General features: G+C 59.7%; 20 protein-coding genes. 5 read left to right on the forward strand and 15 right to left on the reverse strand.

Going from position 1 to position 25205, the window contains the following annotated elements:
* Positions 1–127: 127 nt before the first annotated feature.
* Positions 128–1606 (reverse strand): hypothetical protein, encoded by a 1479-nt coding sequence (locus ABIE49_RS08055; RefSeq protein WP_192737786.1) that lies wholly within the window; start codon positions 1604–1606, stop codon positions 128–130.
* A 207-nt stretch (positions 1607–1813) separates the two neighbouring features.
* Between ABIE49_RS08055 and ABIE49_RS08060 the strand changes: the two genes are divergently transcribed.
* Positions 1814–3430, forward strand: a complete 1617-nt coding sequence (locus tag ABIE49_RS08060; RefSeq protein WP_192737787.1) for a hypothetical protein — start codon at positions 1814–1816, stop codon at positions 3428–3430.
* A 128-nt stretch (positions 3431–3558) separates the two neighbouring features.
* On the forward strand, positions 3559–4395 hold the full coding sequence (locus tag ABIE49_RS08065) for an FkbM family methyltransferase (protein WP_192737788.1): 837 nt from the start codon (positions 3559–3561) through the stop codon (positions 4393–4395).
* Between the two features lie 34 nt (positions 4396–4429).
* Here ABIE49_RS08065 and ABIE49_RS08070 read toward each other — a convergent pair whose 3' ends face one another.
* Positions 4430–5167 carry a class I SAM-dependent methyltransferase gene (locus ABIE49_RS08070; protein ID WP_192737789.1) on the reverse strand — a complete coding sequence of 246 codons (738 nt, stop codon included), beginning with the start codon at positions 5165–5167 and terminating at the stop codon, positions 4430–4432.
* 6 nt (positions 5168–5173) lie between these two features.
* Entirely contained in the window at positions 5174–6634 is a 1461-nt protein-coding gene (locus ABIE49_RS08075) for a glycosyltransferase (protein ID WP_192737790.1), read from the reverse strand.
* Between the two features lie 832 nt (positions 6635–7466).
* On the opposite strand from ABIE49_RS08075, the gene ABIE49_RS08080 reads away from it, so the two are divergent.
* Both ABIE49_RS08080 and ABIE49_RS08085 read left to right on the forward strand, forming a co-directional pair.
* The gene (locus ABIE49_RS08080) at positions 7467–8528 is read left to right on the forward strand and encodes a Gfo/Idh/MocA family protein (protein ID WP_192737791.1); all 1062 of its coding nucleotides are present in this window, start codon (positions 7467–7469) and stop codon (positions 8526–8528) included.
* A 142-nt stretch (positions 8529–8670) separates the two neighbouring features.
* On the forward strand, positions 8671–9768 hold the full coding sequence (locus ABIE49_RS08085) for a DegT/DnrJ/EryC1/StrS family aminotransferase (RefSeq protein ID WP_192737792.1): 1098 nt from the start codon (positions 8671–8673) through the stop codon (positions 9766–9768).
* A 102-nt stretch (positions 9769–9870) separates the two neighbouring features.
* Here the strand turns inward: ABIE49_RS08085 and ABIE49_RS08090 are convergent, their stop codons facing one another.
* The 3 genes from ABIE49_RS08090 to ABIE49_RS08100 are packed head-to-tail and all read right to left on the reverse strand — an operon-like array spanning position 9871 to position 12502.
* On the reverse strand, positions 9871–10146 hold the full coding sequence (locus ABIE49_RS08090; protein ID WP_502915868.1) for a sugar phosphate nucleotidyltransferase: 276 nt from the start codon (positions 10144–10146) through the stop codon (positions 9871–9873).
* Positions 10147–10188: 42 nt separating this feature from the next.
* Complete coding sequence (locus ABIE49_RS08095) at positions 10189–11205, reverse strand: NAD-dependent epimerase (protein ID WP_192737793.1); 1017 nt, start codon at positions 11203–11205, stop codon at positions 10189–10191.
* 13 nt (positions 11206–11218) lie between these two features.
* Positions 11219–12502, reverse strand: coding sequence for a nucleotide sugar dehydrogenase (locus ABIE49_RS08100; RefSeq protein WP_192737794.1), 1284 nt, complete (start codon positions 12500–12502; stop codon positions 11219–11221).
* Positions 12503–12661: 159 nt separating this feature from the next.
* Between ABIE49_RS08100 and ABIE49_RS08105 the strand changes: the two genes are divergently transcribed.
* The gene (locus ABIE49_RS08105) at positions 12662–13636 is read left to right on the forward strand and encodes a lysylphosphatidylglycerol synthase transmembrane domain-containing protein (RefSeq protein WP_192737795.1); all 975 of its coding nucleotides are present in this window, start codon (positions 12662–12664) and stop codon (positions 13634–13636) included.
* Between the two features lie 11 nt (positions 13637–13647).
* On the opposite strand, the gene asnB (ABIE49_RS08110) is transcribed toward ABIE49_RS08105, so the two are convergent.
* Genes asnB (ABIE49_RS08110) through ABIE49_RS08150 form a run of 9 tightly spaced genes read right to left on the reverse strand, consistent with a single transcriptional unit; the run spans position 13648 to position 24905 of the window.
* The gene (gene asnB, locus ABIE49_RS08110) at positions 13648–15612 is read right to left on the reverse strand and encodes an asparagine synthase (glutamine-hydrolyzing) (RefSeq protein WP_192737796.1); all 1965 of its coding nucleotides are present in this window, start codon (positions 15610–15612) and stop codon (positions 13648–13650) included.
* Between the two features lie 13 nt (positions 15613–15625).
* Entirely contained in the window at positions 15626–16822 is a 1197-nt protein-coding gene (locus ABIE49_RS08115; RefSeq protein ID WP_192737797.1) for a glycosyltransferase family protein, read from the reverse strand.
* A gap of 26 nt (positions 16823–16848) precedes the next feature.
* The gene (gene wecB / locus ABIE49_RS08120; protein WP_192737798.1) at positions 16849–17886 is read right to left on the reverse strand and encodes a non-hydrolyzing UDP-N-acetylglucosamine 2-epimerase; all 1038 of its coding nucleotides are present in this window, start codon (positions 17884–17886) and stop codon (positions 16849–16851) included.
* Positions 17883–18947 (reverse strand): NAD-dependent epimerase/dehydratase family protein, encoded by a 1065-nt coding sequence (locus ABIE49_RS08125; protein ID WP_192737799.1) that lies wholly within the window; start codon positions 18945–18947, stop codon positions 17883–17885. The genes wecB and ABIE49_RS08125 overlap by 4 nt, the downstream gene beginning before the upstream one ends.
* The gene (locus ABIE49_RS08130) at positions 18947–19795 is read right to left on the reverse strand and encodes a class I SAM-dependent methyltransferase (protein ID WP_192737800.1); all 849 of its coding nucleotides are present in this window, start codon (positions 19793–19795) and stop codon (positions 18947–18949) included. The genes ABIE49_RS08125 and ABIE49_RS08130 overlap by 1 nt, the downstream gene beginning before the upstream one ends.
* 17 nt (positions 19796–19812) lie before the next feature.
* Complete coding sequence (locus tag ABIE49_RS08135) at positions 19813–20742, reverse strand: NAD-dependent epimerase/dehydratase family protein (RefSeq protein WP_192737801.1); 930 nt, start codon at positions 20740–20742, stop codon at positions 19813–19815.
* A 14-nt stretch (positions 20743–20756) separates the two neighbouring features.
* Positions 20757–21692 (reverse strand): NAD-dependent epimerase/dehydratase family protein, encoded by a 936-nt coding sequence (locus ABIE49_RS08140; RefSeq protein WP_192737802.1) that lies wholly within the window; start codon positions 21690–21692, stop codon positions 20757–20759.
* On the reverse strand, positions 21689–23647 hold the full coding sequence (gene asnB, locus ABIE49_RS08145; protein WP_192737803.1) for an asparagine synthase (glutamine-hydrolyzing): 1959 nt from the start codon (positions 23645–23647) through the stop codon (positions 21689–21691). The genes ABIE49_RS08140 and asnB (ABIE49_RS08145) overlap by 4 nt, the downstream gene beginning before the upstream one ends.
* A 40-nt stretch (positions 23648–23687) precedes the next feature.
* Positions 23688–24905: a hypothetical protein gene (locus tag ABIE49_RS08150; RefSeq protein WP_192737804.1), complete on the reverse strand. Its 1218-nt coding sequence runs from the start codon at positions 24903–24905 to the stop codon at positions 23688–23690.
* Positions 24906–25205: the final 300 nt, after the last annotated feature.

Here is a 25205-nt window from a genome sequence, read left to right on the forward strand (position 1 = left end):
TACTGGATGATCAGAACGCCGTCTGCGCCTTTGCCGCCTTGGCCAAGTGCCTCACCGCCAAGGCAGCATGGGCTGCCGCCTCCCAGAAAGAGGGGATTAGCGCCGTAATTGAACGCAAACGATACGCTCACGAGTTCAACTCTGCTTCCAGATACACATGAACGGAGCCCAAATCTATCTCACTGAATGGCGTGATGAGCGGTGAGAACATCCGCTCTTCCTTCGTGATCCGGTAGCCAGCCTCTTCCAACAGCACCCGATAGTCGTGGATGAACTGGTCGCTCTTGTAGATCGTCGAGGCGTTCTCGATGTCGCCGCCCATGTCATAGAAGCGATAGCTGTCGTGACTGAGCGCGATGTTTTCGAACAGCCCGATTCGCCTGAAGCCCTTTGCAGCGCACGTCCGATAGAGCTGGCGCACCTTCTCCGGGTAGCAAAGGGTTGTGGTGCGCGCGTGAAACAACGAGCGCGTCGGGCCGATTGCCAGCCTCGCCAAGACGATCTCGATCTCGTCGCCGAAGAACGTCATGTTTGGGAGTGGATAAGCAAGTTTGTTGAGCGCGGCCGTGGTTCGCTGCCGGTCTACGCCGATGAATTTGGTGCCCGGCAATTTCGTGGCGGCCTCGGAATCCGGCTGGGCACACATCACGCCAAAATTGTAAACCTCATCGATCCCGCTACCGAGGTCGGCAAGCTTGTTCGCGAAGAACCGGTTGAGCCAGCCGAACATGACGTGTTCGCTCTGGGTCGTCATCCAATGGAAGTAGGGCTCCCAGTGGTTGTCGATCAGATCCTCGCGGTACGAAGTTTCATCGAAGTTGAAGCGGCGATAGATGGTCTTGTCGCGCAGCGCCTTGTCGAGTTCGGCGCGCAGTTCGACCAGGTGCTGCCCGTAGCCGTCGGACAGGATCGCATCCAGCCCGTCCTTGATGCGGGTGATTTCATCCGTCGCGCGTGCGGTCTCCCGGGTGCAATAAAGCGCGGTCGCCAGATGGACGCGCAAGACGAGATCATCGGGGAAAATCTCGCATTGCCGGTCAAGGTAGTCGAGCGCTTCTCGCTCACGGCCCGCCGGTCTCATCAACGGCCACGCCGCCATCGCTGTATCAAATGGTGTCTGGCGTTCGATGGCCAAGGCCTGCAGCGCATCGAATGCCGCGCGATAGTCGCCGGTTCCAAGCATATGGGCGGCGGCTATTTGCCTGTACAACGGGTGCTTGCCGTACCTGGCTTTAACGTAGGGCGTCAGGATATCGCCGGCGCCGCCGGGGTACTTTGAGACCTCATTGAAGACGGCCACGCTGGTGGCGTTCTGCTGGGCCTCAGAGCCGTTGTTATAGGCCGCGATGGTCTCTCGCAACCACAAGGCGGAGAGAGGCCCAAGGTCGTGGATACTGTGGGTTGGGGCTGCCCCGGCAGCAACGTAAGTACGGGTCTTGTCCTCCTTCGCCGGCTGAGCCGGCTCCGCGGGCGGAACCGACAACGCAGAGCGGATGAGCTGCTTGACGGGCTCCGCGGGTGTTGCGGGCGGAACCGGCAATGCAGAGCGGATGAGCTGCTTGACGGGCTCCGGCAGTCGGCGGGCCACATCACGGAGCATTCCCATTTGAATACCTGTCCTAGCCTATCAATGAATTAGCAGAGACAGTTGTGATCCGAATAGTCAAGTCTGGCGACTGCCACCAAAGGCTGCGGCGAGCGCTACCTTGCGGGCGAATTTGTCCCGGATAGACTTGCCACCGAAGAATGACGCCCAATCAACGAATCCGTTCGAACCGCAGGTTTTTTTACCCGAGATGCGTCAGGGGTGGTGTTGAATGCCAATCATTGTTATTCAGCCGACGCACCCCTTTTAGATGAGCTGGAGGCCACGTTAATGCTCGCTCCGACCGCGGCCAAGATGGCGAAAGCTGCGGCCGGAGTGCTTGCAGTCACGATCGCCACCCTGGTTGTCCCATATTATCAACGCTGGGGCGGAGCCCCGTTCTCTCACCCGGATGCCGACATCGTATTCAGCTATCAGGCGCTGTTGTTAGCTGATGGTCTCGCACAGGGCGACACAGCGCACCATGGCTATATCTATTACTCGTTGTTGTCGGTCGTCTATCGAGTCGCTTACCTCGTAAACGCGGTACCGATCTATAATCTATCCGCCTTGCGTACATCGCCGGATCAACTCGCTGCCTTCGCAGATTTGGTGAACGTTGGACGCTTGCTCAGTCTTGTTACGGGTCTGGCTTTCTCGACGGCGTTCTTCCTGACAGTTTGGCGCGTTACCCATGACTGGTTTGCGGCATTGCTTGTTGGGCTTATGTTTGCTTTTGGCCAAGGCCTGTCTGCTCAAACCACCCTTCTTCGCACGGAATTGTTGGCGACGTTTTTCCTATGGCTGACGTTTGTTGCCCTCCACCTCGCTGGCCGGTCGTCAGGCTGGAACACGCACCTGTTGCTCGGACTGGCGGGGCTGTTGGCTAGTCTCTCCTATAATACCAAAGTGCATGCCATTTTCACGCTATTTGCGATTCCGGCGCTCGCGGTCCTGTTCGGCAGGTCATACCTGCCCGGCGTGGGAGTAGCCCGCGAATGGAGCACGGCCAAACTTTATCGCTTACAAGCGGCCCTTCTTGTGCTCGTGGCGCCGGCCTGGATAGCGTTCCTGTTGGCGGTAGGAAAATTGGGGCCGCTTAGTTATGCATACATCCCAGCAATCATCGCCTACTGCATGCTCTGTATGATCGTCTATGGCCGGTGGTTTTCTGTCGATTCTCGCCAAACCAATATCGGGGCTACCTTCATTTGCTTTGGATTCGGAGTGGGATTGTCGCTGCTGTTTATCCGGCCACATCCCGCGCTATTCCCAATCGATGCCAATCCCATCGAGCACATGGCGGCTTTTTTGGTCCAGAAGGATGTCCGAACACCTGATCCGAACCAGCTCGGCTCTGCCGCGACGGCAATAGTGTCGGCGATCGGCAAGCATATCGTGGTGGAGTGGTTCGGCGGCAATCCGCTCGGATCACCGTATCGATTGCTGTTCTGGATAACCGCGGGCAGTGCGCTCATCCTTGCCATCTACCGTCGCTGGCAGGTGACGTGGCAACTTCTCCTGTTGCTTTCATTCACATCTTTGCTGGTCGGGATTGACAATATTCGTTACGGCGCCTTTGCATCTGTCTATTCGATTTTTGTTGATCCGTGGATTCTGCTGGCGTTCGGAGTGGCGCTGGCGCAACTTCGAAGCGTCGCCGTTTCGCGTGCCGCGCAGACAGCGGTGATCGCGATGGCGGTGGTCGTCGCGGTGGGAACGACCAGGCAGAACGTTGTTGCAGGAATGGTGGATCGGACAACACCGAAGCAAGAAATTTGCATTCAAGCCAATGGCTATCTCGCCAAAGACATCGCATCTGCTTTTGAACCGCTATGCAAATGAGGGGGCAGTGTATGGAATATTCACGATCGAGCTTTCGCACCAACCGAGCACTTATGGCCGCCTCGCGAATCCAAGCCGGCTCTAGAAGCGCAAGGTACAATGTTTCTTTCGACCGGGCGTCGTAACTCATGAAAACCAAGCAAAAAATCGCGCTTGCAAAAATTGCTTACCGCTTCGTGCGCGGGGCGCGTGCTGTCGTTGGACAATCTGACCGCTGCATCGTCACTCGGAACGGCAATTGTTTCGAGCTGGATCTGGCCGAAGGCATCGACTTCGCGATCTACCTTGGAAGGTACGAGCCGTCCACTTCGAAAGCGCTCACGCGACTGGTCAGGCCTGGGACAACCGTACTTGATATTGGCGCGAATGTGGGCGCGCATACTTTACATATGGCGCGCTTGATCGGACCCGAAGGTCGGGTTTTTGCGTTCGAACCGACAACTTTCGCGTTTCATAAGCTACAGCGCAATCTCTCGCTCAATCCGGGTCTGCCCGAGCGGGTGACCGCGGTCCAGTGCTTTGTCGGATCGGCCAATGCCGATTCAGCGCCGGCAAAAATCTATTCGAGCTGGCCGCTAACGGGCGGTAAGGATTTCCATCAAAAGCACCTTGGCCAACCGATGCCAACCGACGGCTTGCCGACGCGCAGTCTGGATGGATTGCTTGCTGAGAATGGCGACGTGCGGATTTCGCTCGTCAAGCTCGACGTAGATGGATATGAATGCGAAGTGCTTGCTGGAGCCGAGAAAATGCTGAGCCGTGATCGGCCGGTGTTCGTGATGGAAATTGCGCCATACGTCCTGGAAGAGCACGGAAAATCATTGCGCGAACTGTTTAGCTATTTCATCCCGCTTGGATATCGTTTTTATGATGAGCGGGATACTGCCTGGCGCGAGTTGGGTATCGACGAGATTACGAACTCCACACGCGATGGAGCCAGCATCAATGTCATTGCCAAGGCCTAGAAAAATCTGATTGCAGCAAGTGTGGCTCCGACCTCTAGTCATCGGTGGTGGCACTTTTTTCAACCACCAGCATCATTCGGAAAGCCAACGCCCGTCCGATCAGCGGCTCAATGGTCCGTTCGGCTCGGAGCAGCCGTCTAGCGGCCGCTTCGGATACAAGGCTCCAAGGCTTGAAGCCGCCGGTCAGCGGGTATGCGAGCAGGGAAAACCAGTCAACGCGGTCGATCCGCAGCCTCGGAAATTGGCGATGGAAGCGCTCGCGGTCCCGCGTCGCAAGAAGTGTCGGGATGGCCTGGTTGGCCGCATAGGGATCCCGTTTGGGATCCGGCGCGCCGACAATGAGCGGATCGGCAGACATCACTACCGGTTCGTGATGCAAGAGCCGGTAAAAGGCACTACTCCCCCATGTGATTGCGGGTTCGACCATGATGATCCGTCCGCCCGGGCGCAATACGCGGTCCGCCTCGGCAAAGAAAGCGGTGGGATACTCAACATGATGCAGAACATCCACCATGACGATATTGTCGGCAGTCTTTGCCGCGAACGGCAGGGTTTGAGCATCCATGACGCAATCAAGCCAAGGCGCAAACTGAATGTCGGTGGAAATTACATTTCCAATTTTTTCCTTCAGATTGCCGATTCCACTGCCGATCTCAATCGTAGTTCCCGGTCGGCAAATGCCCGCGATCCGGTTGTAGAAATCATCATACACCAAGCGGAGAACCGGCTTTGTGTTCCAGGCCGAACGATAGCTGTCTAAAGCGTCAGACATTTGGGACTACAATGCTTTGATTCGAAAGAACGCGAAAGCCACCATCCGGAGCAGCAAAACACCATGCCGGAACCGCGAAATCTGAGTTTCGCCATAGGTCCGGTTGGCGTAGCGAATTGGGATCTCTACCACCTTTAAGCCAAGTTTCGATGCGCCGAAAATAATATCGAAGTCTCCAAATGGGTCGAAATCACCAAAGTAGGCGCGACCCGCCTTGAGCTTCTCGTAGTCACTGCGGCGCAGCACCTTGGTGCCGCACAAAGTATCAGTGAATCGTTGGGATAGCAGCCACGTAAAGATAATAGAGAAAAGCTTGTTGGCGATAAGGTTGAGGAACTGCATCGCCTCGTCCTCCATCTGATAGATGAGGCGTGAGCCGTTAATGTACTCGCCCTTTCCCGATCGGATTGCTTCCCAGAATTTGGGGAGTTGTTCCGGGGGCATGGTGAGATCGGCGTCGAGGATCATCAACACATCGCCCTGTGCGACATCGAAGGCCGCGAAAACAGCGTCGGCCTTGCCTTTCCCGGGCTGGCGCATTGCCTTGATGTTGTGTTGGGGATAGGCGGACATGACGCGCTGAATCTCTTCCCACGTGCCGTCCCGAGAGTGCCCCTCAACGAAAATGATTTCGATATCGTCGCAAAATTGCGGAATGCGGAGCACCGCTTGCTCGATATTGCCGCGCTCATTGCGCGCCGGGACGACGACCGTCGCCGAACGGATTCCGTCATCCTTGTTAACAAGTGAGCGGCAGACCGTGTAATGCCGCAAGCACAAAGAGCGAAGTCCAGGAACCGGCGCGACAAATCTGTTCAGAAAACGTCCGATACCCAGCAGCCATAGCGGTGACAACATCCTTAACTCGGCTTTGACTGCTTCAAAGTCAGCCAACGCCACGAGATCATGGACGGCCTGCGGCGAAAACACATTCTGTGGCGGTTGAGGTTTACGTAACCGAACGAGTTCCGCAAGCTTGAGGATTGGCTTCCAGAGATGCGAGAAATACACCACGATCAATCGTGTCTCGCGGCCGCATAGCTGATGAAGGTTGGCGAATGTTTGCTGGCAGTCGCCAAGCACGCCAAGCGTATCCATTATCAAAATGACGTCGAATGGCCCCGACAGCGAGTTGATGAATGTACGGTCTTCGATGTCGCCCTGAAGGAACGTCAAATCGGGGTAGGCTTGGCGAGCCTGCTCAATCATTCCGGAACTTATGTCGACACCGACGCCGTGGGAAGGCTTCAGGGCAGCTAAGAGATGTCCGGTACCGCAGCCAAGTTCGAGAATCCGGCTGCCAGCTGGAATGAGAAACTTGAGATAGAGAAGGTCCTCGCTGTGGAAGAATGCCGCCTTGCGAAGCCAGCGATTGCGTTCCGGCGCAAGCTCGTCGTGCAGTTTGCGGATGGCTTCTTTGTGCGGCGATGTGGACGAGTTCGATGGTGGGGTAGCGACGGCGGGCATATATCAACTCGCAAAAATCGATCGGCGTGGTACCTACCCGGTGTGTTAGAGCATACCGGGCTGTCCGGCAACGAAGACTCGGGCACGTGCATTAGGCAAGTTTGGTAAGCCAAATCTGCCTGGAGGCGGCCCAAGGTTGCTCAAGAGGCCAAAATCGAGGCATAGCTGGTTAGCGTCATACGCCATTGCGCCTTGTGCTTCTTGTTCCGGAAGCCTGCGGAAACGTTGTCGCAAACCTCGACGGCCATTTCGCCAAAGGTCGGGATACCGTCATCCCTCTTGCGCTCATCAATGGGGTTTAGACCTTTTGCCAGGACCGCCGTGCACCAGCCGCTTTTTCGCGAGCATCCGCCAGGGGGACGTCATTAGCACTCCCAAGGCCTATCACCGTGCCATGTGAAGCGGAGTACCCATTTGGCAGTCGTTTCTAGGGGCAGTGTGCTACGGGACGAAAAAGGCCGCCCAGTCGAATGCTAACGGCCTTCCCAAGGATTTCAATGTCTATTTCGTTCAAGCGATCGAGGCTGACGCGAAAGCATCGATCCGCTTCAATCAAGGTGCCGCCCCCCATATGACCGACTCCGGCGGCCTTGCGGCCGGCTAGCAACGATTTCCGCCGGCATCACGGAGTGACCGACTCCAAAACGAACTGGTAGCAGAAATAGCCGTCGCGCGCAGGTCGCAAGAATGAGAATAGAGCTCCTAGCGCCTCGTCAAAAAGCGGTTGATCAAGGAGTATTTGCGGGGTTTGCTTGAGGGCAACATTGGTCTATACCGCCAGCGGTTCCCGCCATTTCTACCCGCCGAACGACGGCGGCCAAAGGAAGCGTTGATGATCAGGTTCGGCTTACTGGGCTGCGGGCGCATTGCCAAGCGTCACTCCGATCTCCTGGGTGGCGGCCAGATCCACGGCGCCTCACTCGTAGCCGTCTGCGATTCCGTTCCCGCGCGCGCCGAGGCTATCGCCGGTAAGTTCGGCGTGCCGGCGCACACTGATATCGACGAGTTCCTGGTGCGGAAGGACATCGATGCGGTCGCAGTGCTGACCCCGAGCGGTATGCATCCGCAGCACGTCATCGCCTGTGCGAAAGCCGGCAAGCATGTCGTGGTTGAGAAGCCGATGGCGTTGCGGCTGCAGGACGCCGACGACATGATCCGCGCCTGCGACGAGGCTGGCGTCAAGCTGTTCATCGTCAAGCAGAACCGCTTCAACGTTCCCGTGGTCAAGGCGCGCGAGGCGCTGGAGGCCGGCCGGTTCGGCAAGCTCGTACTCGGCACCGTGCGCGTTCGCTGGTGCCGCGACCAGCACTATTACGATCAGGACGGATGGCGCGGCACCTGGGCCTATGACGGCGGCGTGCTGACAAACCAGGCGAGCCATCACATCGACATGCTGGAATGGTTTTTCGGCGACGTGGTGAGTGTGCACGCACGTTCGACGACAGCGCTCGTCAAGATCGAGACGGAGGACACTGCCGTCGCCACGCTAAAGTTCAAGAACGGCGCACTCGGTATCATCGAAGCCACAACTGCGATACGCCCGACCGATCTCGAGGGTTCGCTTTCGATCCTCGGCGAAAAAGGAACGGTCGAGATCGCAGGCTTCGCGGTCAACCAGATCCGGCATTGGCGCTTTGTCGAAGAGCTTGCCTCCGACAAGGACGTGATCGAGAAGTTTTCGGTCAACCCGCCGAATGTCTACGGCTTCGGCCACCAGGCATATTATCAGCACGTCATTGATTGCCTGACCAACCAGCGCGCGGCGCTGGTTGATGGACTTGAGGGCCGCAAGAGCCTGGAACTGATTTCCGCGCTCTACGAATCCATTGAAACGGGGCAGGAAGTACCTCTGCGCTTCACGCCGCGCCGCAGCCGTCTCGGTGTCGTCGCGTGAGCGAACGGGAACGGCTCAAGGTCGGAATCCGCGACGTGGCCTGCGGCGCACGTGTGAAGGGTGACAAACGACATCACGGAAGCTAGCGGAGTTTATGCGGGAAACCCTGCCCTCTTCTGAAGCCGAAGCGATAGGAACGACGATGCCGGTACCATTTGCTGACCTCAACATGCAGTATCAGACGATCAAGGGCGAGATCGATGCTGCCATCGCCGGCGTGATCCGCGATAGTTCGTTCATTCGCGGCGCCTATGTCGACGCCTTCGAGAGGGCCTTTGCAGACGCCGTCAACGTCAAGCACTGCGTGTCCTGCGCCAATGGAACTGATGCGCTCTATCTCGCCATGAAGGCGCTCGACGTGCGGCCGGGCGACGAGGTCATCACCACGGCGCATTCGTGGATATCGACCTCGGCGATGATCACCCAGGCAGGTGCCACCGTCGTGTTCTGCGACACTGACGGGGTGACCTTCACGATCGATCCAGCAGCAATCGAGGCCGCGATCACGCCGCGCACGGTCGGCATCATCCCGGTGCATCTCTACGGCCAGCCCGCCGACATGGACGCGATCATGGCTATCGCGCGCAAGCACAAGCTCTGGATTATCGAGGATTGCGCGCAGGCGCATCTGGCGCGTTACAAAGGCCAGCAGGTCGGCACTTTTGGTGCGATCGCGACCTACTCGTTCTATCCCGGCAAGAATCTCGGCGCGATGGGCGATGCCGGCGCCGTCGTGACCAACGATGCGCGACTGGCCGAGCACATGACCAAGCTGGCGCGACACGGCGGGCTCGTAAAACATCAGCATCCGATCGAGGGTATCAACAGCCGCCTCGACGGCATGCAGGCGGCGATCCTTTCGGCCAAGCTGCCGCATCTTCCGGCCTGGACCAAGGCGCGGCAGGATGCCGCGAAGGTCTACGAGGAGGACCTCAACCAGATCGAGGACGTGACGGTGCCGCAGACCGCGCCCGACCGCAGCCACGTCTATCATCTCTACACGGTCAAGCATCCGCGGCGCGACGCGCTCGCCGCGCATCTGAACGCGCATGGCATACAGACCGCGATCCATTACCCGACCGCCTTGCCGCTGCTCGAAGCCTATAGCCGCTTCAATTATCGCGCGGAACAGTTTCCGCATGCGTCGAACGACCAAGGGCAGATCCTGTCACTGCCGATGTTTGCCGAGATCACCCGCGCGCAGATGGACGAGGTGATCGACCGCGTCCGCGAGTTCTGAGGCGACCTCCACTTCTCGGCTCAAGCGGAAGACGAACGGTTAGCGGCAGACCACCACAGCAGACTGCCGGCGAGCAGGTCTCCGACCTGGCCAGACCGCCGTTCACGGTGACGCGCGCGCAGTCGCGCACCACAATGGCGGAACCGGAATTTCGCCGCGCCGACCCCAGCGGCACGTCGGCCTCTGCGCCGATCTCGGCGACTTGTTTTGGCACAGGAAGCGATAGGCGCATTGCTGATGATGATCGGGCGCGTAGATAGCGCGCGTCCGAAACGCGCGTGCCCGGAAAGTCGAGCGCTTACCGAAAAGGGGCAGAAATTGCTTCGGCCGAACCTCGCGCGAGGCCGGCCACAACCGCGTTCCGGCACCGCCGCACATAATCAGAGGAATGATTCATCGGGTCATGGGCGCCTGCCGGGCTCAGATCCCGTGATAGTCACGATACCATTTGACGAAGCGGCCGACGCCCTCCTCGATCGTCGTGGATGGCCTGAAGCCGATGTCGCTAGCGAGGTCCTCGATATCGGCATAGGTTGCAGGAACATCGCCCGGCTGCATCGGCAGCAGCTCTCGCTTTGCCGATTTTCCCAGTGCCTTCTCGAGCACCGATACGACGTGCATCAGATCTTCGGGCCGATTGTTACCGATATTGTAAATTTTCCACGGCGCCGCGCTCGAACTTGGATCGGGTGATTCGGAGTTCCAAGCCGAGTTGCCTTTGGGCGGGCGGCCAAGAACGCGAACAACGGCATGCGCGACGTCATCAACATAGGTGAAGTCCCGCCGCATCTGGCCATGGTTAAAAAGCTTGATCGGCTGCCCTTCAATGATCGCCTTTGCGAAAAGGAATATCGCCATGTCGGGCCTGCCCCATGGGCCATAGACCGTGAAAAAGCGCAGGCCCGTGGTCGGCAATCGGTAGAGATGGCTGTAGGTATGCGCCATCAGCTCGTTGGCCTTCTTTGAGGCCGCATAGAGGCTGATTGGATGATCGACATTGTCGTGCACGGAAAACGGCAGCTTGCTGTTCGCGCCGTAGACCGACGATGAGGACGCAAACACCAGGTGCCGGCCGCCATGATGCCGGCAGCCCTCAAGCACGTTGATGAACCCCTCGATATTGGAGTCGACATAGGCGTGCGGGTGATCGATCGAGTAGCGCACGCCGGCCTGGGCGGCGAGGTGCACCACGTACGCAAAGCGGTGCTGTTCGAACAGCGCCTTGACGCCGCCCCGATCAGTGAGATCAAGCTTCACGAACGTGAAATTGGCATGTTGCTTGAGAAGATCGAGCCGCGCCTCTTTCAGCTTCGGATCGTAATAGTCGTTGATGCTGTCTAAACCGACGACATTGCGTCCCTCGGACAGCAGTCGCTCGGCCACGTGAAATCCGATGAAGCCGGCCGCGCCAGTCACCAGTACCGCATCTGTCGGCATCAGTTCCCCGATCTCACAGTCGCCACAGCTCGATATCGGCGGGCTTCGACGCGCGATCGAGCCTGGTCTTCACGTCCAGCACAATGCCGCCGCCGCCGCGGAGCAGCCGCTGGATCAGCGACCAGCCCCCGTCGATATAGAGGTCATGTGCAACGGCGAGCACGATAGCATCGGCGGGTTGCAGGGCATCGAACTCGGTCAGTGCGACGTCATATTCCTGCTTTGCATCGGCGGCGTCAGCCATCGGATCGTGGAGCTGGACAGTCAGGCCGAACGACTGAAGCTCGCGGACGATATCGATTACCTTCGAATTGCGTGTATCGGGCACGTTCTCCTTGAACGTCAGGCCGAGCACCGTGACCACGCCGCCATGGGTTTTCCGCAGCAACAGGCGGCGGACACATTCGCGCGCCACGCGCTGCCCCATGCCGTCGTTGATCCGCCGGCCGGCCAGGATGACCTCGGGATGATAACCGGCCTTCTCGGCGCGGAACGTCAGGTAGTACGGATCGACGCCGATGCAGTGGCCGCCGACGAGCCCGGGCTGGAACGGCATGAAGTTCCACTTGGTGCGCGCCGCTGCGAGCACGTCCGCCGTGTCGATGTTGAGCGCCTGGAAGATCAACGACAGTTCGTTCATGAAGGCGATGTTCAGATCGCGTTGGGTATTCTCGATCACCTTGGCGGCTTCAGCCACTTTGATGGACGGCGCCCGGTGAACGCCGGCGGTCACGACCGACCCGTAGACAGCCGCGACGATGTCCAGCGTTTCGGCGTCCTGCGCGGACACGACCTTGATGATCGTCTCGAAACGGTGCTGCTTGTCGCCAGGATTGATCCGCTCCGGGGAATAGCCGACCGCAAAATCTGTACCCGCCTTCAGGCTCGAAACCTGTTCGAGGACGGGAACGCAGTCCTCCTCCACGGCGCCCGGGTATACGGTGGATTCGTACACGACGATGTCACCCTTCTTCAGTACGCTACCCACCGAACGCGATGCCGAAATCATCGCGCGCAGATCCGGTCGGCGGGCTTCATCGATCGGCGTCGGTACGGTCACGACGTAGAAGTCAGATTGCTTGAGTGCTGCGGGATCGCTCGTGAACAGGAGTGAGCTGTGACTCAGTTCATCAGCTTCCACTTCGCGCGTCCTGTCATTGCCCTGCTTCAATTCGACAACGCGCTCCTTGTCGATGTCAAAGCCGACCACCGGGGTGCCGGATCGCGCAAATGATACCGCAACCGGTAATCCGACATAACCCAGCCCGACGACGGCGATCTTGCGCCCATGCTTCACCGAAATCTTCCTCCTGAACGGTCGAGGCTTCTTAGCCTCTGGGGCGCAACGATCGCAATAGCAAAGGAGACGGTATTGCTAGTCCGCGTCCCAGGCCCTAATACACGTCTAACTTTGAGCGTCGCCCTGCCTCTCCCAAAAGCCCCAGCCTGGCCCAGAATGCGCGGTTTTCTGTCCTTTTCTGCACGAATCCTGATTTCGGGGCTGCTGCTCTATTTCGCGCTCCGCAGCATCGATTTCGGCGAGGTCCGCGTGCGCTTCCTGCAAAGCGGCGCCGGCTGGTTCTTCGCCTGGATGGCGCTTGCCGTTGCTGTGCTCATCTTCCAGATTTTGCTGGGCTCGCTGCGATGGCAGGAAATCTCCCGCTTTTGCAACGCGCCGCTTGGCCTCGTCCAGGCATTCCGCTACAACATGATTGGTACATTCTTCAATCAGACGCTGCCGTCGACGATCGGTGGCGACGCGGTGCGCCTGTGGCTGGTTCACCGCACCGGCGCCGGCTGGCGCTTTGCTACCTATTCCATCCTGGTGGACCGCGCGGTAGGCCTGATCGCCCTTGCCTTGGTAGTCGTGCTGAGCCTGCCTTGGAGCTACCAACTGATCGCAAACCATCAGGGCCGCTTAGCGCTCGTCGTGGTTGATGCCCTTGCCATCACGGCCGGTCTCGGGTTTCTCATTCTAGGCCGCCTGCAGTGGCGATGGTTGAAGACATGGTGGCCGACAAAGCACGTGCATGCATGCGCGGTCATCGCCAATCAGGTTCTGTTCAGCCGCAGCACCGGCCCGAAAATCGTCGTGCTCTCGCTTGCCGTCCACGTGGCGACGACGGTCGTGGCCTGGTGCGCGGCGCGCGCCATCCTTGCCAGTGCCGATTTCGAGCAGGTCTTCCTGCTGGTTCCTCCGATAGTGTTGATTACCATGCTTCCGATCTCCATTGCCGGCTGGGGCCTGCGCGAGGCAACCATGATGGTTGCTTTCGGATATGCCGGCTTGGTGCAATCGGACGGAACGATGGTGTCCCTGTTGACCGGCGTGACAGCGTTTGTCGCGGGCGCGATCGGTGGGTTGATCTGGATCGCAGGTCCGGAGAAGGCGGATCGCAGCAAGGATCCCATCCCTGCGGCCATCGAATAAGGCTTCGCGCGTTAGCGGCACCATGCGCCAGCCCATGACTGTGCCATTAGCACATTCCACAGCCAAGACCCGTGATTGCGCCGGCCTTTTAGATGGTCAGCCCAGACGTCGCCGACGCGCCTGGCATTGAACCAGCCCCGCTGGCCGAGGTTCTCGGTTGCCAGCAGATCGGATGCCCACTCCCTCAGCGGACCACGAAGCCACTGATCGAGCGGGATGGAAAAGCCCGTCTTTGGCCGATCGATCAGCTCTCGGGGCACATGGCGATCCAGCAGCTGGCGAACGAGCCATTTGCCCTGACCGTCACGGACCTTCATTGACGGTGGCACCCGGCAACTGAATTCCGCGACGTCTCTATCAAGAAACGGCACGCGGGTTTCGAGGCTGACCGCCATGGCCGCCCGGTCAACCTTCTGCAAGACATCGTCACTCAGATAGCTGAGCGCGTCCGCCAGCGTCATCCGGTCGAGTGCGTCGATTGGCTCGGAGACTTCATTCATCTCCTCGGCAAACCAGCTTGCGCGCTCCGTCCCGTCGACAACTACGCTGTCGGGACGGTCTTCCACGGAACACAGCAAGCGATACATGTCATCCGGGGTCGCCGCTCCCGCAATGCTTCCGACCTTGGCCATGAGATCGCCCACGCGAAGCGTGCGGTAGCGGTCGGGCGCGATCTTGCCCACGAGATTTCCGATCGTGTTGGCCGGCTCCGGTGCGACAAGACCGATAGCACCCTTCATTGCTCTCCTGGCCGCCGAAGGCAGCGAGGAAAAGCCGGCATGCAATCGGGCGGCCCAAACATGGCGGTTATACCCGCCGAACAGCTCGTCGCCACCATCGCCGGACAGTGCAACCGTCACGCTTCTCCTAGCGAGCGCGGCCACCAAATGCGTTGGGATCTGCGACGAATCCGCAAAGGGCTCATCATACATGGCGGCCAGTTTCGGGACTATGCCGATCGCGTCGGCAGGGCTGACGGTCAGCTCCGTATGATCGGTCCCGAGATGACGGGCGATGCGGCTCGCATGTGCCGCCTCATTGAATGAGGCCTCGGCGAACCCAATCGAGAAAGTCTTGACCGGACGAGTCGATTGCTTCTGCAACAGCGCCACCACCGTCGAGGAATCGATTCCGCCGGAAAGAAATGCTCCGACCGGAACATCCGACAGCAATTGCCGCATGACCGCTTGCGACAGCAGGCGCTCCAGTTCGGCTACGGCCTCTCCCGCGTCGGCGTAGCGCGCCTGTCGTCCTGCGGCCATGCAGGCCCGCATTGACCAATATGGCTCCGGCCGCGGCAGATCGCCGGCCGCAGCCACAGGCGTGAAGGTGATGCACGAACCAGGATTGAGCTTTCGAAAGCCCTCCCAGATCGTCCATGGCGCCGGCACGTAGGAATAGCGCATGAAGGCGGTCAAGGCGGCCTTGTCGACCGACGGCCTCCAGCCTGGATGCGCAGCAAAGGCCTTCAATTCGGACGCAAACACCAGATCGGAACCGATCCAGCCGTAGAAGAGAGGCTTTTCGCCAAACCGGTCACGGCAGAGCGTCAGCGTCCGATCGCGGGCATCCCACAGCGCAAAGGCAAACATGCCGTTGAAGCGGCGCAGCGCGTCGGCGATGCCCCAATGGAGGATGGCGTACAGCACCGTTTCGGTGTCCGAATGCCCACGCCAGTTCGGCGCGGCTCCGCTCTTCTCCAGCTCGGCCCGGATACCGAGATGATTGTAGATTTCCCCGTTGAACGTGACGGTCAGGCGACCGCAATCGCTCTGCATTGGCTGGGCGCCGGCGGCGCTCAGGTCCAGCACCGAGAGCCGGCGATGACCGAAACCAATACCGGCCGCATCGTCGATCCACCGGCTACCCGCATCGGGCCCGCGGTGCGCGAGCGCAGCCGTCATCCGCGCGATGCAATCGCCGAGGCCGCCCTGGCTGGCGCCGTTGCGCCTGAGAATGCCGGAAATCCCGCACATGCCGATGATGCGCCTAGGCCGCCTCTGCAAGCAGGTCATAGACCTGCTGCACCCGCTGCCGATAGGTGTGTTGCGTGCTCACCAGCTCGAACGCTGCGTCGGCGATGCCCTGCCGCCTGGATGGGTCGTTGAAGGCAGCGAGCACGGCATCGATGTTTGAAAAATCCGGATCGAGCGCGAGATAGTGCTCGTCCTCCTTGAGGATGTCATTGAAACGGCCGCGAAACATGATCTGGCAGGTCTTGGTGCCGGCGGCGTCGAAATGCCGCGAGCTGATGCATTTGCCATGATGGAGCGGCCGCGCCCGGTCGGCGAAGAAGCGTTCGAAGATATCGGTGTAGTCCAGTTGCTCATTGACAAGAGCTTCATGGCGCACAGGACCTCGTCGCATCACACGGCGCGCGATCGATTTGAGCCACCACGGCATCTTGTGGCCCAGATTCCGTAGCGCCGAATCATTGCGAAGCACAAATCCCTTTCGCGTCGAGAGCACATAGTCGCGGATCGCATTGACGGTCGCGTCGTCCCGTTCGAGGAACCAGGTTCCGGCTTCGGTTGAGACGGTTCCCCTGCAATCATTCAGATGGCCGGCCCACCCCTCGCGGTTGAGCCGTTGGTCCGAGATGTCCACCTGCAGGCCGCGCGCCGCTCCGTTTGTCGCAAACCACTGCATCAACCGGTTGCGATCGTCGTCGCCGAGGTGAGGAAGGTAACGCACCGCCCGCGCTCCGATATCAAGCCGTCTCGCACCGGCCGCCCTGCCCGGCCGGAACACGGATGGATTGAGCGCATGCGGGATTGCCACCACGTCCCGGGTCGCGACATCGCTAAACAGGAACCGCCCGGACTCAATCAGAAGCTGAGTGGCAACGAATTCCGGCTTGAGCGCGGCGAACAGCTGCCTTTTGTCAGCGATCCGCGAGCCCGGGAGGCTGACCTCATTGCCAACGAATGTCAGCAGCGGGACGGCGCGGCCCGCCAACGCCTCGATGTGCGGCTCGATATAGCCGGTGGTATCGCCATTGGTCGAATGCAGCAGGACCACTGCGTCGACCTCCCGCAACTGCCGTTGCAGTTTATCCCCTGCTGCGGGATCCGCGACGTTGACACCCAGGACATCGAACTGCGGCGCCTGGATGAATGCGTCAAGCCAATCATCATAGTAAGACAGCCTGTCAGTGTATTGCGCGTACCCGACCAGCACGCGCATGCGGCTATCCCGAAGGACCACGACGCCTAGCTCTTAAGCAGTTCAGCAATGCGGAACGCGGCGCGTCCGTCGCCATACTCGTCGATCGCACTGCGCTCGCCAAAATCCGCGCCTTTCCAGAGGCGGTTCCAGCCGTGCGCGATGGTCTCGATCCACTCGGTCTCGTCCCGCAACGTCGTGCAGGGAACTCGATGAAAATAGGCCTCCTTCTGCAGACCGCCGGAGTCGGTGAAGACTTCGCAGGCGCCATGCAGCAGCTTTGCCATGTCGAGATAGCCGACGGGACCAATCACCTTGAGACCGTCGAAATCGATACCCATGCGCAGCGCGGTCTGGCGCGTTCGCGGATGGATCGGCAGGACGACCGGATAACGCTTTGCCTGTTGCTGCAGGAAACCAACGACCTCGCGAAGATTGGCGGGCTCGTTGGTGTTTTCGGCACGATGCACTGTCGCGACGCTGTAATTCTTCGGCGTCAGGTCGAGCTCAGACAGGATTTTCGAACCGGCTTCTGCGCGCGCGGTCGCGAACAAAGTCGCGTCAAACATCACGTCGCCGATCCGGTGCACGCCTTGCCGGATTCCTTCGTTGGCGAGGTTCTCTACCGCGGCGCTGGTCGGACAAAGTTGCAGCGCGGCGAGGTGATCGGTCAGCACCCGATTGACCTCCTCGGGCATCCGCCGATTGAAGGATCGCAGGCCCGCCTCGACATGTGCGATCGGGATATGAAGCTTGGCCGCCGCGAGTGCACCGGCGAGCGTCGAGTTGGTGTCGCCGTAAACCACGACCCAATCCGGCTTCTCCTCGATCAGCACAGGCTCGATCGCCGCCAGCATGCGGCCGGTCATCTCACCATGCCCGCCGCCATTGATGTTCAAGCGGTGCCGTGGTGCGGGAATGTCGAGTTCCTCAAAGAAGACATCCGACATGTCCGTATCGAAGTGCTGGCCAGTGTGGACCATCACCTCGTCGATGCCGTCGGTCCCCCGGATGGCGCGGCTGACGGCAGCCGCCTTGATGAACTGCGGACGGGCGCCGACGATCGTGAGTGCTTTGATTGTCAAGTGTAGGCCTTCACTTGTGGAATGAAACGCTCGTGCTGCTTCATGCAGCGGAGGATCTTTTCCTTGCGCGCCTTGGTCCACGCGATCGTTGTCGCAAGCCCCTCCTCGTGGGCGACATCGGCTTTGAAGCCGAGTTGCTTTGCCGCCTTGGACGGATCGCCGAACCGCTGCCCGGAGCGATCCCAGTCGCGCGCCGGCGCAAGAGCAATGGGCGTCGGATTTCCGGTCAGGGCGTTGATGCGCTCGGCCAGCTCCCGGATCGTCGTCTCCGCCCCGGATGCCAGATTGTAGATCTCGCCGGGCTCCCCCCTGAGCGCGCAGGCCATCAGCCCTCGCGCCATGTCTTCAACAAAGATGAAGTCACGCGACGCAATGCCGCCGTTTTCGACCGGCAGCGCCTCGCCATGCAGGGCCTTCCAGATGAAAGTCGGCGTCACGTTGCGCCATACGGTATGTACTGTGCCGCGCCAACGACCTGCGCCCAGAATTTCGCCGGGTCCATAGACATTCTGGAACCGCGCCTTCACGAACGGCAGCTTGTGACGCGTGAAATAGTAGTTGCCGTACATCTCGCCGACCAGCTTCGAGATCGAGTACGGACTGTCGTGGAACAGGGACACTGGCGCGTCCTCGGTCGTCGCCGTCGCGCCATCGAAGGTTTTCTCGGCAACCGCGCAACCCGCCGCGGCGTAAACCACCTTGCGCAATGAGGACATGTCCTTCAACCGCTCGAACAGCTTCAGCGTCGTCAGCGTGTTGTTGGCGTGATCAGCCAGCGGATCGGCGATCGAGGACTGATTGCCGTGATAACACGCGAGATGAAAGACGAAATCGAGATCGCCCGGGAGTTTCTGCAGGATCGCATCATCAGCAACCGATCCGAGGCGAAAGTCGATGTCATCGCCTTCCGGTACATTCGAGATGTCGGCCGATAACAGGTTGTCGACGATGGTGATCCGTGCGGGCTTCTGCTCACGGATCAGGCGCACAAGGTTCGAGCCGACAAATCCGGCTCCTCCGACGACCAGAACATTTGCGCCAGAGAACGTCTGACTGCTCATCAAAGCACTCCTTGTGTCGTCGGCGGTTTGACCGCCTTGATGTTCAAATTCCAGCCCAAGACCCGCGACGGCCAGCATGTACTTGAAGGCGGCAGAACGCGTTCGACGAGCTTGACGAGCGGAGGCAGAATGAAAAGTTGGCGCCAGCTCAACTGCGTAAGCATGAACTCGAGCTGCGAAAATCGCGAGAACAGCGCGGCCGCCTCGCGGCGGCTGTAGACGAGTGCAAGCGGGCACGCATCGCCGTCATTCATATTCAGCGCTTCCTGCTGGGTCTTGCCGCGATAGTGCGGGTCAAACAGGCGCCGCAATCGCAGCAACACCAGGTTCTTCCAGCTGTAGCGGTAATAAAGCATCACGATCAGTCGGCCACCCGGCCGCAGGACCCGGAAAATCTCCTCGACCATCGGACGTGGATCCGAAACGTGGTGCAGTACACCCATGGAGCAGACGATATCGAACTGACCGTCCGGGAATGGAAGCTTGTTGCCATCGACTTGCAGGAATTCGCCCTTCAAGCCGCCGAGCTCAAATCGCTTGCGACTGAGTTCGACCGCCGTCTTTGTCAGGTCGACACCGGCGACGGAGGCGCCGTGGCGCGCATACTGATAGAGCACGTATCCGTTGCCGCATCCGATATCGAGAACCCGCAGGCCGCCCGCGGATGAGTAGCCGTGAATGGCCTCCGACAGCGCATAGGGCTCGCAATTGTCGGCCTCTCGCAACGCGTCGAAGCCACGGAAATACGCGGCGGTGCCGAGCTCGGCGGGTATCGCCGACGCCGCGACGGGATTTTGCTCCCAGAACGCCTTGACGCGTTCGATCTCGACGGTACTTCCTTCAGGCATCCCGATTGCTCGAACCGTCAGCGCGCCGCGGCCAGGTGACTGTAGATGTCGGTCACGCCATGGGCATCGTACCATGACAGCATGCGACGCATGGTCTCCGGGAACGCCATCTGCGCGCTCCAGCCCAACACCGCCTTGGTCCGCGACGGATCCGGAACGACGGCGGGCACATCGTCGTCGCCGACCGGCACGACCTTGACGTTTGGATCGGGTGGCAGCTTGAGGTGACTGCGGACGGCGTCATAGACGTCGCGGATCGAATGCCCCTCGCCGCTCGACACGTTGAAGATTCCAGTTGGCGCATCGGTCTTCATGACGAGATCGACCGCGGCGAGAAAGTCCGACATATCGAGGAAGTCGCGCTGCGCATCGGTACAGAAACAGCCCTGCCCCGCCTTCAGGCGCTTGTAGAATGTCGGGATCGGGCCGATCGCCAGCCGTGGGCCGGTGACGTTGGCAAGCCGGAGCGAGGCAAACGGCAGCCCGCTCATTGCAAGATACTGCTCGCCGGCAACCTTCGAGATGCCGTAACTCGTGAACGGCCGCAGCGGATGGTCGACCGGGATCGGCACAGCCTCCGGGCGGCCGTAGCAGAGCACGGTCTGGAAGTTCAGCAACCGCGAGACGCCGTGCCTGCGGGCCGCATGGGCAACGTTGATCGTGCCTGCGACATTGGTCGCGGCATCTTCCCCCCAGTCCATCGGGTCCTTATAGGCGGCCGCCGAATGGACGACATGGCTCGGCTTGAACGAATCGAACGCCCGGTCCACCGTCACACGATCTGCAACCGAGCCTTCGACCAGCGACAGGCGTGGCAGCGCAGGCACGACCTCGCGCTTGCCGGTTGCGAAATTGTCGAGCACGAGGATGTCGTGCCCTTGCGGCAGCCAATGCTCGATCAGGTTCGAGCCCAGGCAACCGGCACCGCCTGTGATGAGGATACGCATGGGTGTACCTGAGTTCAGGAGCGAGCAACCTTGAGATGGGTGTAGCCGCCCTGCACGCCCTCGCGCTTCCAGCGCTCCACCGCGGCTTCGGCGATCTTCAACAGCGGCGTGAATTCGACCTCGCCGAAGTCGGCGAAGGTCCGCGACGGATCGAGCAGGATGGAGGCGGCGTCATCCGGGCCGAGCGGCTTCACTTCCGGTTCCGGATAGTCGTTGAGCTTCATCGCAGCGACGACGGCATCATAGAGCTCGCGGATCGCGACGTCCTTGCCCGACGAAAAGTGGTAGGTGCCGTGGCCGGTGCCGTCGGCCGCACGCACCACAACGCGGGCGAGATCCGGCGCATAACAGAAGTCGCGGCGCGCCGGTGTGACAAAGCATTTCTTGCCGCCAGACAGGCGCTCGAAAAAGATCGGCAGCGGCCCCGACACGTTGCGCTCACCGATGACGTTCGCCAGGCGGAACGTCACCCAATCGACGCCCGAGAACTGGACATAATGCTCGCCAGCGGTCTTCGAAATCGCGTAGCTCGAGTTCACCGGGTTGATCGGATGGTCAAGCGTGATCGGCGACTGCGTCGGCTTGGTGCCGTAACAAAGTGCGGTCTGGAAGTAGACCAGTCGCGAGACGCCATGGGCTTTGCTCGCCTTCGCGATATTGGCCGTACCGGCGGCGTTAACCAGCGCATCGGTGCCCCAATCGTCGGGGTCCTTGTAGGATGCCGCCGTATGGATCACCACTTGCGGCTTGAACTCGGCAAACAGTTTGTCAACGACCGATCCATCGACAATCGTATCCTCGATCAGTCGCAGATTCGCGTGCTCTGTGAGGTTGTCGCGCCGCCCCGTCGAAAAATTGTCGATGGCGAGCACCTGGTCGCCGCGCGCAAGCAGCATATCAATCACGGTCGATCCGACCTGGCCGGCTCCGCCGGTAACAAAGACCTTCATTGAACTGTATCCCTCAACGTAGCGCGGGCAGCCTGCTGCCCGGGTTTGAGCATTGCCTTAAACTCATTCGCCCGATCATGGAAGCGCTGATGCCACAATTCGAGCGACAGGAGCCCCCATGTCTTTCGTGAGAACTGCGAGGCACCCTGGAAGTTCGCCAGCACGACATCGGTGTTGAAGTAGGCCCGCTTGCGAGCGCGCTGCTGATCGAAAACATCGGCGACAAAGCCCTCGAGCGGCCCTTTGAACCATTCCTTCAGTGGAACCGGAAAGCCCATCTTGTCGCGGCGCTCGACGATGCTCGTCGGCAGCACGTCGCGATAGGCGGTCTTCATCAGCTGCTTCATCTGACCGCCCTTGAATTTGACGTCCGCCGGCACCGTCGCCAGGAACTCGACAAGCGGATGGTCGAGCAGTGGCACCCGGCTCTCAAGACCATGCGCCATGCTCATCCGGTCCTCGACCTGCAGCAGCGCCGGCAACAGGCACTTGAAGTCGAAATGCGTCATCTTGTCGAAGTAGGCTTCCTTCTTCACATTGTCCTGGTTGTTGAAGATGTCGCGGAATGCCTCGAAGACGCGAGATTTATCGAGCGACGACCAGTCAACTTCGCCGACCATGTCGGTGGAGCGATCGACCAGCCTGAAGTAACGCTTGTCGATGTCGTCAAACAACCCGTCGCGCCAGAACTCCTTGATCATCGGCTTGTACTCGCGCAGCAAGCCGAGATTGGGGACGATGGATTCGATGGTGACGACGTAATTGCCCTTTTGATAGGTGCCGTCCATCGCCGCCTTGATGCACTGTTCGAAATAGGCAACGAGGTACCGCGCGTAACCGCCGAGCAGCTCGTCGCCGCCCTGCCCGCCCAATACAACCTTGACGTGCTTAGCGGCGAGCGCCGAGACCATATATTGCGGGAATGAGCCGGGACCGGCAACCGGGAAATCGAGATGATAAATGACGTCGTTCAGCGAACGACGGAAATCCTCTGCCGTGATGTCGCTGATGTGGAGCGCCATGTCCGCGCGCTCGGCGACCTCGCGCGCGTAGCGGCTCTCGTCATAGCCCGGATACTCCGTGAAGCGACCATGGAAGGCCAGCCGGTTGCGATGGTCGTGCTTGGAGGCCAGCAAGGCCACCAGACTGGAATCGAGACCGCCCGACACATAGCCTCCAATCGGCACGTCCGAGCGGAGATGGATGTTGAGCGAATCCGCGACCAGCTCTTCAAAACGGCTCTCAAAGTAGCGCGGGCTATGGTTGAAATCGACGTCGTACTGAACGTCCCAGTATCGCCGGATAGTAATAGCACCGGCGGAAACGACGAAGGTGTGCCCCGGCAAGAGAGCGCTAACGCCTTCGAACAGAGTTCGGGCGCCAATCGTGTATTGGAAGGTGAGGTATTCCGCGAGCGCAGACGAATCGGTTTTGATATCGCTCAGAAAGGGCAGCAATGCCTTGGCTTCCGAAGCAAAGAAGATTCGATTGCCCTGTTCGGTGTAATAGAACGGCTTGATTCCGAATCGATCACGCGCGGCAAACAACTTTTGGTTGCGCTCGTCCCAAATCGCAAAGGCGAACATTCCACGCAGGCGGGAAACACAATCCTCCCCCCATCGATCATAAGCCGCAAGGATGACCTCCGTGTCGGAGGTCGAACGGAAAGTCCAGTGAGCGGCGAGCTCATTGCGCAGTTCGATATAGTTATAGATTTCGCCATTGTAGGTGATGATCGTGCCATTCGGCGCCCGCATCGGCTGCGCACCGCTAGCCGTCAGATCAATGATCGCCAGACGACGATGCACGAGGCCGACGCGTCTATCCGAGGACATCCATTCGCCATCGCCGTCCGGGCCACGATGCGATATCAACGTCGACATCGCGCCAAGCGCGGACGCGCCCTCGGCGAAGGGAGCATTTTGCAGCGATACGAAACCGGCTATGCCGCACATACTAACGTCTTGCCTATGTAATTGTTGATCAGTTCAGGCTTCAGGATTTCAGGTGGGCCAGCACCGACCGCAATGGGTGCAACAGGGTCTTCAGCCACGCGTGGACCAGTTCGCGCGTCTCCGGTCTAGCACGGCCCAACACGGTTGAGAATAGCAAGCGATAGCAGCGCTCTATGATGCTTCGCTTGATCCAGCGGCGGCGTGCGCCCCACCCCGGGGCAGCCGCAATCTCGAAATCGCGATCGCAGAAGTACGGCAAGCTTGCGCTCTGGTCCGCTCGGAAACGGGCTGAAATGACCTCATCAAACTTTGCAACAAAAGCACGAAATGTGTTATCAGGATTGCAAGCCACTTCTCGATAAGCTCGCTCGATAATTTCGCGGGCGCGCGCTGGATCCTTGAGAACAGCGACCACCTCAGCGTGATTCGAGTGGTCCTTCATCAAAGGCACGTAGTGCCGCCAAGCCTGCATTCGGCCGGAATACTCACCTTCGTACATCACGAGCAGTGTCCTCAAGGCCGCAGCCTCAAAGCATCGAGGCGATATCTGGTTGAGGGAGATATTGCCGTCTACATCCGCAAAATAAAGTTCCTTCAGGGTCCTAAATTGCGCACCCGGATTCCGACGCTCGTACGCGTCGACCGCCTGCTGGATTTCGCCGGTGAAGTCAAAGACGGAAGCCCCGCTCTCCACGCCCAACATTGCCTTGCAGGATCGCACAAACTCCGTCCAATTCTCACCGTAGAGGCGGTCCTCTTCCCGGAACGAGATGTCGAGTGTGAGCCCATCGTTCGCTGCCTGCTCGCGGAATGCTCGACCAATCTCATACTTTTCTTGGCCGAGTTCGCCGAGCCATGCCGGTACCTTTCTGGCTCGGTATCCGACATCGATCCGGCGCTTTTCATAGGGCTCGACGTCAAGCTCAAGCAGGTGCTCCGGGACGTAGCCCGTGAGCACGTTTACCTTGGTCACCGCAGGAAGCCGGCCGGCCGGGTAGACTTTCTCGATCTCCTGTTCGGGAACGCACGTAAAGAGGACGTCGATCCCAATTTCCCGCATTGCCGCAATCGTCGCGTCAACGAAACGATACTCGTCCTGGATAAAGATTGCCTTTAATCCGCGAAAGTTCGCGAGGGCTTTGCGCGTGCGCGAGCTCACGTAACTGTCGTTGCAGGCGATCAGAGAGTAGTGAACGATCACTGCGTCGAAATGATCTAGATCGAGCCGCGGCGGCAGATCGCCAAAGATCGAGATCATTCTGATCCTGTGGCGGGAGCACTCAATCAGAGAGTCGATGTGTTGACGCACGGTCGCAGCACCGTCCTCGCGATAGTCGCAGAGAAGCAGTATCTCTCGCCTCACGAGGCGATGCGCCTTGCGCGCACGGAGATATTCGGGGCCGCCGACAAAATCATCGCCCGCGACTTGAATCCGCCAACCAGCAACATCAGCAGGAATTCGCCACGAATATTTCCCGATCTATCATATCGATGAAACAATCTCTCAGGCACTTTCTGCAACTTCACAAGTAGAGCAAAGCGTCGCTTCCGGCGACCC

Origin of the sequence: Bradyrhizobium sp. OAE829, from assembly GCF_040546575.1 — a bacterium.
Taxonomy (GTDB): domain Bacteria; phylum Pseudomonadota; class Alphaproteobacteria; order Rhizobiales; family Xanthobacteraceae; genus Bradyrhizobium.

Coding starts and splice junctions, on each gene's coding strand:
- ABIE49_RS08055 (WP_192737786.1), bottom strand. CDS start 1,606: ATGGGAATGCTCCGTGATGTGGCCCGCCGACTGCCGGAGCCCGTCAAG.
- ABIE49_RS08065 (WP_192737788.1), top strand. CDS start 3,559: ATGAAAACCAAGCAAAAAATCGCGCTTGCAAAAATTGCTTACCGCTTC.
- ABIE49_RS08070 (WP_192737789.1), bottom strand. CDS start 5,167: ATGTCTGACGCTTTAGACAGCTATCGTTCGGCCTGGAACACAAAGCCG.
- ABIE49_RS08075 (WP_192737790.1), bottom strand. CDS start 6,634: ATGCCCGCCGTCGCTACCCCACCATCGAACTCGTCCACATCGCCGCAC.
- ABIE49_RS08080 (WP_192737791.1), top strand. CDS start 7,467: ATGATCAGGTTCGGCTTACTGGGCTGCGGGCGCATTGCCAAGCGTCAC.
- ABIE49_RS08085 (WP_192737792.1), top strand. CDS start 8,671: ATGCCGGTACCATTTGCTGACCTCAACATGCAGTATCAGACGATCAAG.
- ABIE49_RS08090 (WP_502915868.1), bottom strand. CDS start 10,146: ATGTGCGGCGGTGCCGGAACGCGGTTGTGGCCGGCCTCGCGCGAGGTT.
- ABIE49_RS08095 (WP_192737793.1), bottom strand. CDS start 11,205: ATGCCGACAGATGCGGTACTGGTGACTGGCGCGGCCGGCTTCATCGGA.
- ABIE49_RS08105 (WP_192737795.1), top strand. CDS start 12,662: ATGCGCGGTTTTCTGTCCTTTTCTGCACGAATCCTGATTTCGGGGCTG.
- asnB (WP_192737796.1), bottom strand. CDS start 15,612: ATGTGCGGGATTTCCGGCATTCTCAGGCGCAACGGCGCCAGCCAGGGC.
- ABIE49_RS08115 (WP_192737797.1), bottom strand. CDS start 16,822: ATGCGCGTGCTGGTCGGGTACGCGCAATACACTGACAGGCTGTCTTAC.
- ABIE49_RS08125 (WP_192737799.1), bottom strand. CDS start 18,947: ATGAGCAGTCAGACGTTCTCTGGCGCAAATGTTCTGGTCGTCGGAGGA.
- ABIE49_RS08130 (WP_192737800.1), bottom strand. CDS start 19,795: ATGCCTGAAGGAAGTACCGTCGAGATCGAACGCGTCAAGGCGTTCTGG.
- ABIE49_RS08135 (WP_192737801.1), bottom strand. CDS start 20,742: ATGCGTATCCTCATCACAGGCGGTGCCGGTTGCCTGGGCTCGAACCTG.
- ABIE49_RS08140 (WP_192737802.1), bottom strand. CDS start 21,692: ATGAAGGTCTTTGTTACCGGCGGAGCCGGCCAGGTCGGATCGACCGTG.
- asnB (WP_192737803.1), bottom strand. CDS start 23,647: ATGTGCGGCATAGCCGGTTTCGTATCGCTGCAAAATGCTCCCTTCGCC.
- ABIE49_RS08150 (WP_192737804.1), bottom strand. CDS start 24,905: ATGATCTCGATCTTTGGCGATCTGCCGCCGCGGCTCGATCTAGATCAT.